The 15,017-nt window shown below is 68.7% G+C and carries 10 protein-coding genes; 4 read left to right on the top strand and 6 right to left on the bottom strand.

What is annotated here, in order from left to right; translation table 11 throughout:
• Positions 1–86: 86 nt before the first annotated feature.
• On the top strand, positions 87–836 hold the full coding sequence (locus ACLBV5_RS10900) for a polysaccharide deacetylase family protein (protein WP_447605697.1): 750 nt from the start codon (positions 87–89) through the stop codon (positions 834–836).
• Between the two features lie 229 nt (positions 837–1,065).
• Here ACLBV5_RS10900 and ACLBV5_RS10895 read toward each other — a convergent pair whose 3' ends face one another.
• The 5 genes from ACLBV5_RS10895 to ACLBV5_RS10875 all read right to left on the bottom strand — a co-directional run bounded on the left by ACLBV5_RS10895 (position 1,066) and on the right by ACLBV5_RS10875 (position 10,331).
• Positions 1,066–4,380, bottom strand: a complete 3,315-nt coding sequence (locus ACLBV5_RS10895; protein WP_447605696.1) for an autotransporter domain-containing protein — start codon at positions 4,378–4,380, stop codon at positions 1,066–1,068.
• Between the two features lie 328 nt (positions 4,381–4,708).
• Positions 4,709–5,602 carry a hypothetical protein gene (locus ACLBV5_RS10890; protein WP_447605695.1) on the bottom strand — a complete coding sequence of 298 codons (894 nt, stop codon included), beginning with the start codon at positions 5,600–5,602 and terminating at the stop codon, positions 4,709–4,711.
• Between the two features lie 35 nt (positions 5,603–5,637).
• Entirely contained in the window at positions 5,638–6,537 is a 900-nt protein-coding gene (locus ACLBV5_RS10885; RefSeq protein ID WP_447605694.1) for a 4-(cytidine 5'-diphospho)-2-C-methyl-D-erythritol kinase, read from the bottom strand.
• A 4-nt stretch (positions 6,538–6,541) separates the two neighbouring features.
• Entirely contained in the window at positions 6,542–8,413 is a 1,872-nt protein-coding gene (locus tag ACLBV5_RS10880) for a tetratricopeptide repeat protein (RefSeq protein WP_447605693.1), read from the bottom strand.
• 262 nt (positions 8,414–8,675) lie between these two features.
• The gene (locus ACLBV5_RS10875) at positions 8,676–10,331 is read right to left on the bottom strand and encodes an electron transfer flavoprotein-ubiquinone oxidoreductase (RefSeq protein ID WP_253120735.1); all 1,656 of its coding nucleotides are present in this window, start codon (positions 10,329–10,331) and stop codon (positions 8,676–8,678) included.
• Positions 10,332–10,522: 191 nt separating this feature from the next.
• Here ACLBV5_RS10875 and ACLBV5_RS10870 point away from each other — a divergent pair, with 191 nt between their 5' ends.
• Positions 10,523–11,332, top strand: a complete 810-nt coding sequence (locus ACLBV5_RS10870; protein ID WP_447605692.1) for a uracil-DNA glycosylase — start codon at positions 10,523–10,525, stop codon at positions 11,330–11,332.
• 95 nt (positions 11,333–11,427) lie between these two features.
• On the top strand, positions 11,428–13,119 hold the full coding sequence (locus tag ACLBV5_RS10865; RefSeq protein ID WP_447605691.1) for a lytic transglycosylase domain-containing protein: 1,692 nt from the start codon (positions 11,428–11,430) through the stop codon (positions 13,117–13,119).
• Between the two features lie 27 nt (positions 13,120–13,146).
• On the opposite strand, the gene ACLBV5_RS10860 is transcribed toward ACLBV5_RS10865, so the two are convergent.
• The gene (locus ACLBV5_RS10860) at positions 13,147–13,467 is read right to left on the bottom strand and encodes a DMT family transporter (protein WP_253120627.1); all 321 of its coding nucleotides are present in this window, start codon (positions 13,465–13,467) and stop codon (positions 13,147–13,149) included.
• A 216-nt stretch (positions 13,468–13,683) separates the two neighbouring features.
• On the opposite strand from ACLBV5_RS10860, the gene purB reads away from it, so the two are divergent.
• Positions 13,684–14,985, top strand: coding sequence for an adenylosuccinate lyase (gene purB, locus ACLBV5_RS10855; protein WP_447605690.1), 1,302 nt, complete (start codon positions 13,684–13,686; stop codon positions 14,983–14,985).
• Positions 14,986–15,017: the final 32 nt, after the last annotated feature.

The raw sequence follows: 15,017 nt of genomic DNA, 5'->3' as shown, positions 1-15,017 counted from the left end.
ACCATAGGGCCGCCACGCTTCGCCAGCAAGGCAAGCGGACCGAAACCTTCACCCTTCTGCAAGCGCCGATGCGCTAGAAGGCGCCCATGATGCAGCAACGGATCGATCAGATGCGCCGCCGGGCGGCGCGCTATATGGGCGTCAGGCCGGTGACGGTCGCGCCTGCGCGCGGCATTCTCAGCCTCAGCTTCGACGACTTCCCGGCCAGCGCCTGGACCGAGGCGGGGCCGATCCTGGCTGAACACGGCGTTCGGGCGACCTATTACGTCGCGGGCGGCCTGTGCGGCGGCGAGAACATCGGCAAGGCCCAGTTCGAGGTCGAGCATCTGCAGGCCGCGCATGAGGCCGGGCACGAGATCGGCTGCCACACCTTCGACCACGTCAGCGCCCTGCGCCTCAGCCCCGCCGAACTGACGAACCAGCTGGCGCGCAACGCCGAGTGGGTCAGCGATCGGCTGGACGGCCACGTCATGACCACCTTCGCCTGGCCGTTCGGCGACGTCGCCTTAAGCGCCAAGGCGGTGATCGACGGGCGCTTCCTGCTGGGTCGCGGCGTGCGCGACGGGGTCAACGCCGGGCGCGCCGACCGAGCCAACCTTCAGGCCATCGGCCTGGAGTCCCGCCGCCTGCCCCACTACGACCTGGAGGCGCTGGTCGCCCGCGCGGCTGAAGCGCCCGGCTGGCTGATCGCCTATGGCCATGACGTAGAGAGCGACCCCACCCCCTACGGCTGCACGCCCGCAGACCTGGACCGCCTGATCCGCCTGGCCAATGCGGCGGGGCTGGAGATCCTGCCGGTCGGCGAGGCGTGGGAGCGGTTGGGCGGCGGCCTCTAAATTCCGCTCATCCCGGCGAAGGCCGGGATCCAGATTGTATGGCGCAACGGACATTGTCGCGCAGCCCGTTCGCGCCTTGACCTCCTGGCGCCTCGTCACGGCATCTGGATCCCGGCCTTCGCCGGGATGAGCGATTGTTAGTCGGCGACGAAAAACGCCGCCGCCCGTTGAGGGCGACGGCGTCTGTCCGTCAGGATCGCCGGGACCGAAGTCCCGGCGTCCGCACTGATCAGAACCGGAAGCTGACGCGGCCGGTCAGGCGGTGGTCCTTGTAGTCGTCGTTGAAGACGCCCGAGTAGCCGACCTCGATATTGGTCGACTTGTTGGCCTCGATGTTGAAGCCCAGGCCCGCCTGCAGCGCGCCCGAGTTCAGGTCGGCGCCCTCGACGCGGAAGACCGGACCGTCCGCGAAGGCCGCGTTGAACACGGGGCCGTCGCCGCTCAGGTCTTCGGTCCAGGCCAGGTGGCCCACCGCCGACAGCGCCGGACGGCCGTTGCCGCCCGCCAGATAGGTCTCGGTGCGCAGACCCGCCGTCAGCAGGTCCGAGGTCTGGGAGACCTGGCCCGACAGGGCCGCGTCGCCGCCGCGCTCGACCACGTCCGCATCATATTCGACACGGGTGTAGTTCAGGTACGGCTCCAGCACGGTCGAGCCCATGACCGGCTTGCGCCAGGACACCTCGCCATAGGCCTGCCAGGCCTCGCCGTCGTAACGGCCGGTCAGTTGCTCGTTGAAGCGGTTCAGCGAGGCCGTCCGGTCGGTGCGGGTGCGCGAATCCATCCAGGCGCCGCCCAGACGGAAGTCGAAGGCGCCCAGGCTGGCGGCGCCGTAGAGGCCGATGTGCTGGGTCTTGACCTCGCCCGTCGAGCTCAGGCGGTTGGCGCGGATTTCCGACTGGCTTTCGCCGACGGCGACGCCGATGTGGGCGCGGCCGTTCAGCGTCTTCTCGACCCCGGCCAGATAGCCCGAGGTTTCGCTGCGGAAGCCGGCCAGTTCGCCGTTGTCCTGACGCCCGCTGCCGAAGACGCCCGACGCCCAGACGGCGACGCCGCGACCGTCGACCGCCTCGGTCGTGCCGTTGCGGCCGCGCGTCAGCATGGCGTCGCGGATGAAGCGCGAGTCGCCGGTGGCCACGCCGGCCAGGGTCGCGTGGACCTCGCCCGTCAGACTGTTCAGCGCGCCGCGCACATTGTCGAAGCTGCCGTCCAGGATGGCGTCTTCAAGGGCCGTGTTGCGGCCTGCGGGCGCGTCCGGGATGATCGACGCCGTCATGACGTCCAGGGCGCCGCCGACAGCCTTCGTGTTCGGCGTCGTCCCCACCGAGGCGATCGTCACATCGTTGCGGACCAGGGTCAGCTTCACGGTATTGGCGTCATAGGTGAGGATCGGCTTCAGGAAGGCCAGATCGCTCTTGGCGCCGGCGAAGGCGCCGGTCACGCCGCCCGCCGACTGCAAGATGTTCATGCGGGTGCGCAGGTTCCATTCGCCCTGGTCGGCCTTGAGGATGACTTCGCCGCCTTCCAGCGTGGTCGCGCCTTCCACGGCCACGCGCGAATGCTGTGCCCCGTTCACGCTGGAGCGGATCCACAGATAGGAGCCGTCCTTGAACAGCAGGTCGTTGGCGATGGTCAGCGTGCCGAACGGATTGGCGGTATCGCCGGGCGACAGGACGCCGCCCTTCTCGACCACCACATCGGCCAGACGGCCCAGGCCGCCCAGCATCCCCAGCTCCGCCACGGTCGAGGTCGAGTTGATCAGGCTGCCGTTGACGGTCAGCAGGCCGCCTTCGACCCGGGTGGCGCCGGTATAGTCGTTATTGCCCGTCAGGATCAGCTCGCCGCCGCCCTTCTTGACGATGCCGCCGATGTCGTCAGGGAAGGAGGCCAGAACCTCGGCCGAATAGCGGTCGCGCGCATCGCCGATGTCGTTGCTCCACACGTCCACCGTGCCGACGCGGACATCGACGTCCCGAACGTCGCGCAGAGCCGTCGGCCCCTTGAGCGCGACCTCCATCTGCGGCGCCCCCCAGCCGGACCTCAGGTCCACGCCCGGCGCGTCCAGGTCCAGCGAACTGGACACCAGGATGTCGCTGATCAGCGCCGTGTCATACTCGGGGAAGTGCTCCATCAGCAGAGCCGCAAAACCCGAGATGTTGGGCGCCGCCATTGAGGTGCCCGTGTAGGCCGCATAACCCGGCCCGGTGTAGGTGATCAGGCTGTCCAGCCGCTGCATCAGCAGGGCGTTGGCCTGGGTCAGCACGTCAGACGAGAAAGCCGGCGTCAGGATCGCCATGTTGCCGGCCGAGGTCAGCAGGCTGGCGAGTTGCGAGGTGAAGCCGTCCGGGTCGCCCATGCGGCCGCCCGAAATCAGGGTGATGGCGACCGCGTCCTCGGCCACCCGACGACGCGCGGCGGCCTCATCGAACGGCAGGCCCGCAGCCTCGGCGGCGAACTTGGCGTTCAGATAGGCGTTCAGCGTGCCCAGGAAGCGGTTTACAGCCGCGTTCTGCAACGCCGCCACCGTCGTGGGCGTGTAGAGCGAAATGTAATCCGCCGGCCGATACATGGCGACAATGGCGTTGAAGTCGAAGTCAAAGCCCGGCACCGCCGAGATGATCTGATGGCCCGGACCGGCCACGCACCAGGTCGCGGTCTGACCGCAGAAGCTGGTCGAGGGGCTGGGCGTCAGGGCGCCGGTATAGTTGGCGACGGACAGCCAGTTGGAACGCAGGCGCGGATCGAACATGGGCGCGGCGGCGTCGATGCCGGCGTGCGCGCCTCCGCCGTTGCCCGTCGAGAAGACGACCAGGACGTCATTGTCGAGAACCGGCTTGTAGAAGTCGCCGTAGTTGCTGCGCGGACCGAAGGTCTGACGCACCAGCGCCTCGGACGCGTTGAAGGGCAGGCTGTTCGACGAACCCCAGCTGTTGTTGATGATCCGCACCTCGCCGGTGGCGGCCAGGTCGATGATGTTGGTCTGGGGCGTGCTGACGATGTCGCCGTTGATGTAGACGTCGCGGAACCACAGGAAGTCGCCGGCGGCGAAGTTGGTCGTGGCCGAATAGATGTTGGCGCCGAAGGCGTTGCCGAACATCAGCTCGCCTTCCATGCGGCCGCCGCCGATGGTGCCCGCCACGTGGGTGCCGTGACCTTCCCAGCCGCGCCGGGGATTGATGCGGCCGTCGTTGCCGTAGTCGTCGGAGACGACGGTATTCAGGCCCTTGATCTTGCCCGCCCCGCCGAACAGCGGGTGGTCCATGTAGACGCCCGCGTCATTGACGCCGACGGTCAGGCCCTTGCCGGTCAGGCCCAGGACATAGGCGTGCTCCAGGCCCAGATAAGCCTTGGAATAGTCGATCGAGAACTGCGCGTCTTCGCGCCAGGAGGCCAGCGCCGCCTGATAATCGGCGGTGCGCGAGCCGTCCGCCATATAGAAGCCGCCCGCCGGCGGCGCGACCGGCGCCTGGGCGGAGGCGTCGCTGGCCCAGACAAGGGCCGATCCGGCGACTGCAACAAGAAGGCCGACCTTGAACGCGTTAATCATGGTTCCCCGCAATGATGACTGCACAAAAAGGCGCGTCCGTCCCGATAGTCCCCTGACCGTCGATTCCCCGGCGCTCCCTCCACCTGCATTTGAGCCGGAAAGTTCCGACTACTGTCAATCACGGAACGGAGATTCTTCTTCACAACTATGATTTTACGATACGGCAACGCTTCGACGGCTCGAAATTGGAATTTTTCTCCAAACCCGCTTTTCCGAGCGCCGCCGGGAAGGGAGCTTGAGATTCCGCCCCAAGGCCCAGCCGAGAAATCCGGACACGGCGCGCCAAGATGTCGCACCTATAGGTTGAAGGTTTTCAGCCGCCCTGCCCTCAGATGAGGCCTTGCTGCGTCGCCCAGCGGATCAGGGGCCTGCGCGGCCAGCACAGCAGCCAGGAGCAGGCGCGGTATTCGCCTTTTTCGATCATCGCCCGGCGCGTCGGGGATGAGGCCGAAGCCCGCTCGTCATGGATCTCGCCGCCGCCCTGATGGATCATGAAGGCGCCGTTGTTCACGGGCGTTGTCCGCAGATAGGTCAGGCGCGGGCTGATGGTCTCCAGCGGCGGATCGAAGAACCAGCTGGAGCCGATGACGCCTGCCAGTTCCGGCCGCGTCTGCAACAGGGCGGCGGCGGCGGCCCAGTTGCGCTCCCAACCCGCCTCGTTGAAGTCCGACAGGTCGCGCGCCTCGGTGTGGGTCTCCAGCCAGGGCCGCCAGCCTCCCGCCTGCAGCCAAGCGATCAACGGACCAGGACCGCGACCGCCGAGCATATGCCGCACCACGAGACCGGGTCCGACCGGCGAGGACAGGTCCAGCATCTGCGTCTTGCTGCCCGGCACGCTGAGCGCCAGGGCCACGCGCACGTCCTTGGCCCAGAAGTCGGGATCATACGGGTCCGCCCCGCTGTCGAGATAGGCCGCCAGACGGTCCACATAGGTCGGATAGCCGGACAGAACCGCCTGCGGCAGGCGCTCGGCGGCGATGCGGCCGGGCAGCTCCAGCGCCCAGGCGGCGACCAGGCCGCGTCTCTGGTCGTCGTTCGCGCCCTCCCCCAGCAGGCCGTCCACGGCGCGTGCGGCCAGTTCGAAGTCCCAGTGAGGCGCGACCTCGGCGGCGGCGCGGGCCGCAGCGTCCTTGATCTCTGCGACGCGAGCGCGGTCGGCGGGCGACAGGCGCGACAGGGCGCGTTCGAAGGCGGCGGTCTGTTCGGGCGTCAGCTGGGTCATGGCCGCCAGCTTGACCGCAGGGGCTGTAAATCCGGTTAAATTACCGAACGCGGCTCGATATCCGGAGCGCCCAGCACCACCGGACGCGACCACCAGCCCGGCCGATCAAGCGCCAAGGCCGCCTCGATCGCCGCCGCACGATCATCGAACAGGCCGAAGACCGTGGCGCCCGAGCCGGACATCCGCGTCAGGCGACAGCCCGGCGCAGGGCGCATGGCGGCCAGCGCCTGTTCAATCCCCGGCGTGACCGACAGGGCGGGCGCCTCAAGATCGTTCCTCTGAGCCGACAGCCAGTCGATGACCGAGGCGACCGACCAGTCGGCAGGCGGCGCAGGGCGATCCGCCCCGGCGGCGGGCGCGGCGTCATAGGCGCGATAGACGGCGCCCGTCGGCGACGGCAGGCCGGGGTTCAGCAACACGCCGTGCAGGGTCGGCAGGCGCGGTTCGTCCTCCAGAGCCTCTCCGATCCCGCAGGCCCAGGCCGGGCGAGCGCGCAGGCACATGGGGCCGTCCGCCCCGGCGGAAAGGGCGAGGCGTTCCAGTTCGTCTTCCGGCAGATCGAGGCCCAGCAGGCGCGCCGTCAACCGCAGCGCCGCCCCGGCATCCGCAGATCCGCCGCCCAGTCCGGCGGCGATGGGCAGGCGCTTGTCCAGCGTGACCGCCACGGGCGGCGCGCCGATTCCCGCCGCCTCCCCCAGAGCGAGCAGCGCCTTGATGATCAGGTTGTCGCCCTGCCCGTCCAACCCGGCCGCGAACGGCCCTTCGACCGCAAGCGACAGGGCGTCGGCGCGGCGCGCGGTCACTCGGTCGCCGACATCGGCGAAGGCGGCCAGGCTGACCAGGGGATGATAGCCGTCCGGGCGCACCGGGCCGACGTGCAGCAGCAGGTTGATCTTGGCGGGCGCCAGCCCGCTCAGGACGTCATGGGTCGACATGGCTTCAGTCGGCCGCGCCGCCGGCGTTGCCCAGGCCCTTGTCCCCCGTAGGATCCCGACCCAGGCGGTCGCGCAGCTTGGCCTCGACCTCGGCGCGGCGCTTGTCGTCGACCTCCAGCGTCAGCACACGGTTCCACTGGAAGCCCGCCTCGCGCTGACGCCCGACGGCCCAATAGGCGTCGCCCAGGTGGTCGTTGATCTCGGCGTTGGCCGGCTCCTTGTCGACAGCGCCCTCCAGATTGACCACCGCCGCCTCATACTGTCCCTGACGGAACTGGGCCCAGCCGAGCGAGTCCTGGATATTGCCGTCCTTGGGATCGGCGGCGTGGGCGCGGGCGATCATGGCGGCGCCCTCCTCGACCCGCGAGCCCGTATCGACCCACAGATAGCCGAGGTAGTTCAGCAGGGTCGGATTGTCGGGCTGCATCTGCAGGGCGGCCCACAACTCGGCCTCCGCCTCGGTGTCCCGGTCCAGCGATTCATAGGCGGCGCCGCGCAGGAAATGGACCTCGAAGCCCTGATCCGCCGTGTTCAGCAGCGGGCCGTTCAACAGCTCCAGCGCCTCTTCGTGCCGTTCCATCTGCAGCAACTGACTGGCCAGCATATAGGCCACCGCCGCCTCGTCCGGCCGCACGGAGGCCGCGCGCCGCAGTTCAACCAGGGCCTCGTCGTTGCGATCGACCTTGGCCAGGCTGATGGCCATCTGCACCCGGGCGGCGGCGTAGGTCGCCGGCGACGCCTCGCTGACCTCGGCCAGGGCGGCGCGGCCCGCCGGCTCGATGCCGCCCTGGATCAGGGTCTGGCCGATCAGCAGCTGGGTGTTGTCGCTGGGCGCCAGGTTCTGTGCCAGACGCAGATAGACGGCGCCGAACTCATAGGCGCGCTGGGCGACCATCTGGTCCGCGGCGGTGCGCAGCGCCTGGGCCGCGCCCTCACGGTAGTTCACCAAGGCCGGCGGCCGGGCCTTGGACAAGACGCGTTCGCGGCCCTCCATGACCCGACGGTCGGCGGTGCGGGCGGTGACGGCGGCGTCATACTGAACCAGAGCCTCGTCCCGACGGCCGCGCCGCTCCAGGAACTCGCCATAGGGCAGACGGAACAGGGCGCCGGCAAGGGCGTGGCTGGTCAGGTCCCGCCATTCGGCGTCGGCCTCATCATAACGACGGCGCTGCTCCAGCAGGCGGGCGCGATTGCCCCGCGCGACCAGATTGCTGACCGGGTCGAAATCGGCCGGCGGCATGGCCAGGGCGCGATCCCAGTCCCCGGCTGCGGCGGCGATCCAGGCCTGGACATAGAAACCGGCGCGGTCGTGCGGCTCGCCCACAGGGGCGGCGATCAACAGGGCGTTGGCGCGGCGCGCGTCGCCCCCGGCATAGGCCTGCACCGCCTGCACCAGCCGCCCGGCCTGAACGATAACCGGGGAGACCTCGGGATCGGTCGGGGCGATGCGCCCCGCTTCATTCAGGTCGCCCGCCAGAAGGGCGGCGGTAAAGGCTTGCTCGCGCACGCGCGGCTGCTCGGGAGTCAGGGCGTAGACGCGGGCCAGGTAATCGGCGCCGGTCGCGCTCTCGCCGCTGGTCAGGGCGTTGCGGCCCGCCAGGTAAAGGCCGAAGGCGCTGTTTCGATGGGCGTCCAGCGGGATCGGCGACCATTCGGCGGGAATGGGCGTGACCTTGGGTTCTTCGGGCGTTTCCGGCTCATCGGCGATGATGATGTGCGGAACCGGGTCGCCGTTGGGCTCTGTGTGCGTCTCTACGTCCTGCGGCTGGGTTTCAGGCTCCCGCGGCGCCTCCTGCGCTAGGGCGGGCGCGGCCAGAGCGAGCACGAGGGCGGAAGCCGTCAGGAACAGGACAGGGCGAGAAGAGACGAAACGCATGGCCGGACCCTTCACGCTTTCCCCTGCGCCCGCAAGAGTCTGAAAGCGCAAATCCCTCTCCTGTTGGGAGAGGGCTTGAGCCTCCAAGAGCCGAAGGCGATTGGAACAGGCGAAAGGGTGAGGGTTCGCGGGCCAAGTCGGCCGAAGGCCATGGCGTAACGGCTAATGCCGCTGAAACCTTAGCCCCTCACCCTTTCGCGCAAGAACGATCGCTGCGCTCTCGTGCGCTCAAGCCCTCTCCCGCCGGGAGAGGGATGTCAGCTTACATGTTCGGATAATTCGGGCCGCCGCCGCCCTCCGGCGTGGTCCAGACGATGTTCTGCGACGGGTCCTTGATGTCGCAGGTTTTGCAGTGGACGCAGTTCTGGGCGTTGATGACGAAGCGCGGATCGGCGCGGTTCGCCTCGTCCGCATAGACGACTTCGTACACGCCCGCCGGGCAATACAGCCGCGCGGGCTCGCCGTATTTGGGCAGGTTGACGTTGATCGGCACGGACGGGTCCAGCAGCTTCAGGTGGGCGGGCTGGTCCTCGGCGTGGTTGGTGTTGGAGATGAAGACGCTCGACAGCTTGTCGAACGACAGCTTGCCGTCCGGCTTGGGATAGGCGATCGGCTTGTGCATCGCCGCCGGCTCGGTCGAAGCGGCGTCGGTCTTGCCGTGCTTCATCGTGCCGAAGAAGGAGAAGCCGCCGGTCAGGTGGTTGACCCACAGGTCGAACATGCCGACCGCCCCGCCCATCATCGTGCCCAGCTTGGACAGCAGGGGCTTGGCGTTGCGGACGACCTTCAGCTCTTTGTAAACCCACGACGACTTGTAGGCAGCTTCATAGGCCTCGAGCACATCGCCCGAACGGCCGGCGATCACGGCGTCATAGGCGGCGTCGGCGGCCAGCATGCCGGTCTTCATGGCGTTGTGGCTGCCCTTGATGCGCGGCACGTTCACGAAGCCCGCCGAACAGCCGATCAGGGCGCCGCCGGGGAAGGCCAGCTTGGGCACCGACTGGAAGCCGCCCTCGGTGATGGCGCGGGCGCCGTAGGAGATGCGCGTGCCGCCCTCCAGATGCTCGGCGATGGCCGGGTGGTGCTTGAACTGCTGGAACTCGTCGAACGGCGACAGGAAGGGGTTCTTGTAGTTCAGGTGCACGACGAAGCCGACGGACACGTAGCGGTCGCCGAAGTGGTACAGGAACGAGCCGCCGCCGGTCTTGTCGTCCAGCGGCCAGCCGGTCGTGTGCTGGACCAGACCGGGCTGGTGTTTCTCGGCCGGAACCTGCCACAGCTCCTTCAGGCCGATGCCGAACTTCTGCGGATCGGCGGCGTCGCACAGGTTGTGGCGGGCCATGATGGTCTTGGCCAGGGAGCCGCGCACGCCCTCGGCGATGAAGAGGTATTTGCCGTGCAGTTCGAGGCCGGGCTGGAAGTCGCCGGTCGGCTTGCCCTCGCGGTCGATGCCGAAGACGCCCGCGACGACGCCCTTAACCCGGCCGGTCTCTTCGTCCCAGACCACATGGCTGGCGGCCATGCCGGGATAGACTTCGACGCCCAGGGCTTCCGCCTGCTCGGCCAGCCAGCGCGCGACATTGCCCAGCGAGGCGATGTAGCAGCCGTCGTTGTGCATGAAGGGCGGCAGGGCGAACATCGGCAGCGACGCCTGCCCCTGCGGCCCCAGGACCAGGAACTTGTCCTTGGTCACCGGCGTCTCCAGCGGGGCGCCGCGTTCCTTCCAGTCGGGGAAGAGTTCGTTCAGCGCCTTGGGATCAATGACGGCGCCCGACAGGACGTGGCCGCCGATCTCGGCCGACTTCTCCAGCACGGCGACGGAGATCTCCTTGCCGTCCTTCTCGGCCCGCTGCTTCAGACGGATGGCGGCGGACAGGCCGGCGGGGCCGCCGCCGACGATGACGACGTCATACTCCATGACCTCGCGCTCGGCGCCGACCAGGGCCTCCAGCGGGGGCAGGTTGTCGATGACGGCTTCCTGCCATGCGTTCTTGGCGCCGCCTTCGATCATTTCCTTGGCCATGTCCCCTCAATCCTCATTGTCGTCGTGGTTATTCGCCTTATCGGGAGGTGACGCGGGGGCGGTCAAGGCCTATTGCCTAGGGTCCTATGAACGCCTCCTCCCTCGACATGGCCGCCGCAGAGGCCCTGTTCGCCTTCTGGCGCGACGCGGGCGTTGACGCCTGCTTCGAGGACGAGCCGGTCGACCGGACGATCTTTGTCGCCCCGGTCGCGGCCAAGGGGCCCGCCACAATCACGCCCCTGCATGCACCCGGCGCCGCGCCGTCCGTCGACGAAGCCGCAGCCGAGGCCCGCCGTCTGGCGGCGGGCGCGGCGACGCTGGACGAACTGGCTGAAGCCATCGCGGCCTTCGAGGGCTGCCCCCTGCGCGCCATGGGCGCCCGTCAGGCCGTCTTTGCGCGCGGCAATCCGCAAGGGTCGCTGATGATCATCGGCGAAGGGCCCGGCGCCGAGGAGGACGTGCGCGGCCAGCCCTTCGTCGGTCAGGCCGGACAGCTTCTGGACCGCATCCTGACGGCGGCGGAGCTGCTGGACGAGGCCTTCATCACCAACACCGTCTTCTGGAAGACGCCGGGAAACCGCGCGCCGACGCCCCAGGAACAGGCCGCCTGCGCGCCCTTCGTCGAGCGCGCCGCGACCCTGCTGAAGCCCAAGGCGGTGCTGCTGGTCGGGGCGTCGGCGGCCAAGGCCGTGCTGAAGACCGACGACGGCATCATGCGGATCCGCGGCCAGTGGCGCGAATGGCGGCTGTCCGAGGGCGGAATCGCCGCGCCCGCCATCGCCACCCTCCATCCCGCCTTCCTGTTGCGCCAACCCCAGGCTAAGGGTCTGGTTTGGAAGGACATTCTCGATTTGTCCGTCCGTCTGCGAAGCGAAGTGGTTGAGCCGAGCGCCTGATTCAGGCATCCTGCCCTCTTGGAGACCAGTCCGCAGAGCGTCGTAGAATCCCGAATCGAGACGGGGCCGACGCCGACGAAGGGGGCCGCCGCGTCATGTATTCTTTCCGCCGGACGCGTCGCGCGTCTCTGTTCGCCTTCGCCCTGTGCGCCCTAGCTGGGGGCGTCGCCAAGGCCGAGGATGCTGACTCCTCCCGCCCCTATGTGGCGACGGCCGCTATCGCCGAGGCCTCGCCTACGGCGCTGAGCAGCGAGGACCGCCTTAGCTACACCACCGCCTTCGACGCCCTGCGGCGCGGCGATCTGGAGCTGGCCCGCAACTCGGCGCGTCAGGCCAAGGACCGCGTCCTTCTGGGCCAGGTCGAGTTCGAGCGCCTGTTCCACCCCAGCCACGTCGCCGCCTATGAGGAACTGGCGGCCTGGCTGGAGACCTATTCCGACCTGCCGATGGCCGACCGGGTCTATACCCTGGCCATGCGGCGCCTGCCCGACGGCGCGCCCGAGCCCAAGCGTCCGGGCGGCCTGCTGTCCCGCACCTGGGCCAGCCTGACCAGCCCCGGCGACGGCGGGGTGAATGATCCGGCCAAGGCCGCGCGCGTGGCCCTGAACAACGACGACCTGGCCGGCGCCTATGACATGGGCCAGCAGATCGGCGACTGGTGGACGGCCGGGCTGGCCGCCTGGCGGATGGACCGGCACGCCGAGGCCTTCCGCGCCTTTGAACACGTAGCCCAGGACCCGACCGAGGATCCGTGGGTGCGCTCGGGCGGCGCCTTCTGGGCGGCGCGGGCGGCGGCCCAGTCGGGCCGTCAGGAGCGCGTGGTCGAATACCTGCGCCAGGCCGCGCGCTGGCCGGCCACCTTCTACGGCCAGATCGCCCTGCATCAGTTGGGCGAAGAGCCGGTGATCGAGAACTTGGGGCCGCGCTCCTATGAGGCGACGCTGCAGCGCGCCGCCTTGGCGCCCGAGCCGATCGGCGTCGACACGCGCGCGCTCAACGCCTTCATCCAGTCGGACGAGGACGCCCGCCGCACCGTGGCCCTGTACGAAGTCGGGCGACGCAGCGACGCCGAACTGGCCGCCCGCAACGGCCTGCGCGCCGCCAGCGGCGACACCGCGGCGCGCCCGATGTGGGCCGGGCTCTATCGCCTGGTTTCCTCAGGCCGCGCCGCCCAGTCCGAGGCCAGCCGCATCGACGCCCTCCACTACCCGATGCCCGAACTACAGCCGATCGGCGGCTTCACCATCGAGAAGGCCCTCGTCTACGCCATCGCGCGCAAGGAGACGGGCTTTGACGCCAACGCCCGGTCGGGCGCCGGCGCCTATGGGCTGATGCAGGTCATGCCGACCACCGCCGCCCACATGACCGGGGACCAGGGCTATGTCCGCACGCCCCAGCGCCTGCTGGACCCGGCGGTGAACATGAAGCTGGGCCAGGACTATGTGAACCGCCTGTTCCAGATCGAGTCCTTCCAGGGCGACCTGCTGAAGACGGTGGCCTCCTACAACGCCGGGCCAGGACCGATGCTGGCGGCGATCCGCAAACTGGGCGCCGACGCCGATCCCCTGCTGCTGATCGAGAGCATCGACGTGCCTCAGGCCCGCGAATACGTCGAGAAGGTCGTTGCGGCTTATTGGATCTATCAGCGGATGATGGGCGGGCCGGTCAAGACGCTGGAGGCCCTGGCCTCGGGCGCGCGCGCTGTGCCGATCCGCCTCGACTACGTCCCGCCCGCCCCGGCGCCGCTGCAGGTGGCCGAGGCCGTGCTGGGCGGCGGCTCGCGCTAGACGAGCCTGGGGCGCGGCCGCGGGCCGTCACTGGCTGGAGGCGAGCTTCAGCACCACCAGGCCGCTGACGATCAGCACGGCGCCGAGGACGCGCAGGGGCGTGATCGGCTCGCCCAGCACGGCGATGCCGACGACGAAGGCGCCCACAGCGCCGATGCCGGTCCAGATCACATAGGCGGTGCCCAGCGGCAGGGACTTCATCGCCAGCGACAACAGGCCGAAGCTGACGATCATGAAGCCGATGGTGCCAACGGTCGCCCACGGCTTGGTGAAGCCTTCCGACATCTTCATCAGGAAGGCCCAGACGATCTCGAACAGACCGGCGAGCAGAAGGAAAATCCAGGCCATGACAGTCTCCCTTGCATGGCGTGCCGGGTCGTCCCGGCGTCATGCCCATAATGGGAGAGGTCGTCCTCTGAGCGCGCTGTATCTGGGACAGGGCCCCCGCCAGTCAAGACTTCCGCGCCGAGGAATGCCGATCCGCGCGGAAGTGATGCTCAAAAGCCGCCACTTCGGCCCGGCCAACCTTGACTCCCGGCCCCTCGCGAACGACACGACGCGTCCATGATCACGCGCTATTCCCGCCCCGACGCCGTCGCCATCTGGTCGCAAGAGACCAAGTACAAGATCTGGTTCGAGATCGAGGCCCACGCCGCCACGAAGATGGCCGAGCTGGGCGTCATTCCGACCGAGGCCGCGCAGGCCATCTGGGCCAAGGGCAAGGACGCGACCTTCGACGCCGACCGCATCGATGAGATCGAAAGCGTCACCAAGCACGACGTCATCGCCTTCCTGACGCACGTGGCCGAGATCGTCGGCGACGAGGCCCGCTTCCTGCACCAGGGCATGACCTCCTCGGACGTGCTGGACACCTGCTTCGCGGTGCAGCTGGCGCGCTCGACCGACCTGCTGCTGGGCGGCGTCGACCGGGTTCTGGCCGCGCTGGAAAAGCGCGCCAAGGAGCACAAATACACCCCGACCGTGGGCCGTTCGCACGGCATCCACGCCGAGCCTGTGACCTTCGGCCTGAAGCTGGCCGGCTATCACGCCGAGTTCCAGCGCGCCAAGCGCCGCCTGATCACCGCCCGTGAAGAGATCGCCACCTGCGCCATCTCGGGCGCCGTCGGCACCTTCGCCAACGTCGATCCGGCGGTCGAGCAATACGTCGCCGACCAGATGGGCCTCAGCGTCGAGCCGGTCTCGACCCAGGTCATCCCGCGCGATCGCCACGCCGCCTATTTCGCCGCCCTCGGCGTCGTCGCCTCCTCGGTCGAGCGCCTGGCCGTCGAGATCCGCCACCTGCAGCGCACCGAAGTCCTCGAAGCCGAGGAGTTCTTCGACAAGGGCCAGAAGGGCTCGTCGGCCATGCCGCACAAGCGCAACCCGATCCTGACCGAGAACCTGACGGGCCTCGCCCGTCTGGTCCGCTCGGCCGTCACCCCGGCGATGGAGAACGTCGCCCTGTGGCACGAGCGGGACATCAGCCATTCCTCGGTCGAGCGCGGCATCGGCCCGGACGCCACCATCCACCTGGACTTCGCCCTGCACCGTCTGGCGGGCGTGATCGAGCGCCTGAACGTCTACCCTGAGAACATGCAGAAGAACCTCGACCGCCTGGGCGGCCTGGTCTTCTCGCAACGGGTCATGCTGGCCCTGACCCAGGCGGGCGTCTCGCGCGAGGACGCCTATGCGGCGGTTCAGGAGAACGCCATGAAGGTCTGGCGCGGCGAAGGCGTCTTCATCGACTTCCTGAAGGCCGACGCCCGCGTCACCCTGCCCCACGACCAGCTCGAGGCCCTGTTCGACCTCGGCTACCACACCAAGAACGTGGACGTGATCTTCGCTCGGGTGTTCGGCGAGGCCTGAGCCTTTGTATGGAAAGCCAGGGGCCATCACGG

Source organism: Brevundimonas sp. M1A4_2e (assembly GCF_053345555.1).
Note: the sequence above shows the minus strand (reverse complement) of the source record. Positions and strands in the feature narration are given on the sequence as shown.

Bases quoted from the DNA above. Each gene is read 5' to 3' on its own strand.
- ACLBV5_RS10900 (WP_447605697.1), top strand. From the start codon at position 87: ATGATGCAGCAACGGATCGATCAGATGCGCCGCCGGGCGGCGCGCTAT.
- ACLBV5_RS10895 (WP_447605696.1), bottom strand. From the start codon at position 4,380: ATGATTAACGCGTTCAAGGTCGGCCTTCTTGTTGCAGTCGCCGGATCG.
- ACLBV5_RS10890 (WP_447605695.1), bottom strand. From the start codon at position 5,602: ATGACCCAGCTGACGCCCGAACAGACCGCCGCCTTCGAACGCGCCCTG.
- ACLBV5_RS10885 (WP_447605694.1), bottom strand. From the start codon at position 6,537: ATGTCGACCCATGACGTCCTGAGCGGGCTGGCGCCCGCCAAGATCAAC.
- ACLBV5_RS10880 (WP_447605693.1), bottom strand. From the start codon at position 8,413: ATGCGTTTCGTCTCTTCTCGCCCTGTCCTGTTCCTGACGGCTTCCGCC.
- ACLBV5_RS10875 (WP_253120735.1), bottom strand. From the start codon at position 10,331: ATGGAGTATGACGTCGTCATCGTCGGCGGCGGCCCCGCCGGCCTGTCC.
- ACLBV5_RS10870 (WP_447605692.1), top strand. From the start codon at position 10,523: ATGAACGCCTCCTCCCTCGACATGGCCGCCGCAGAGGCCCTGTTCGCC.
- ACLBV5_RS10865 (WP_447605691.1), top strand. From the start codon at position 11,428: ATGTATTCTTTCCGCCGGACGCGTCGCGCGTCTCTGTTCGCCTTCGCC.
- ACLBV5_RS10860 (WP_253120627.1), bottom strand. From the start codon at position 13,467: ATGGCCTGGATTTTCCTTCTGCTCGCCGGTCTGTTCGAGATCGTCTGG.
- purB (WP_447605690.1), top strand. From the start codon at position 13,684: ATGATCACGCGCTATTCCCGCCCCGACGCCGTCGCCATCTGGTCGCAA.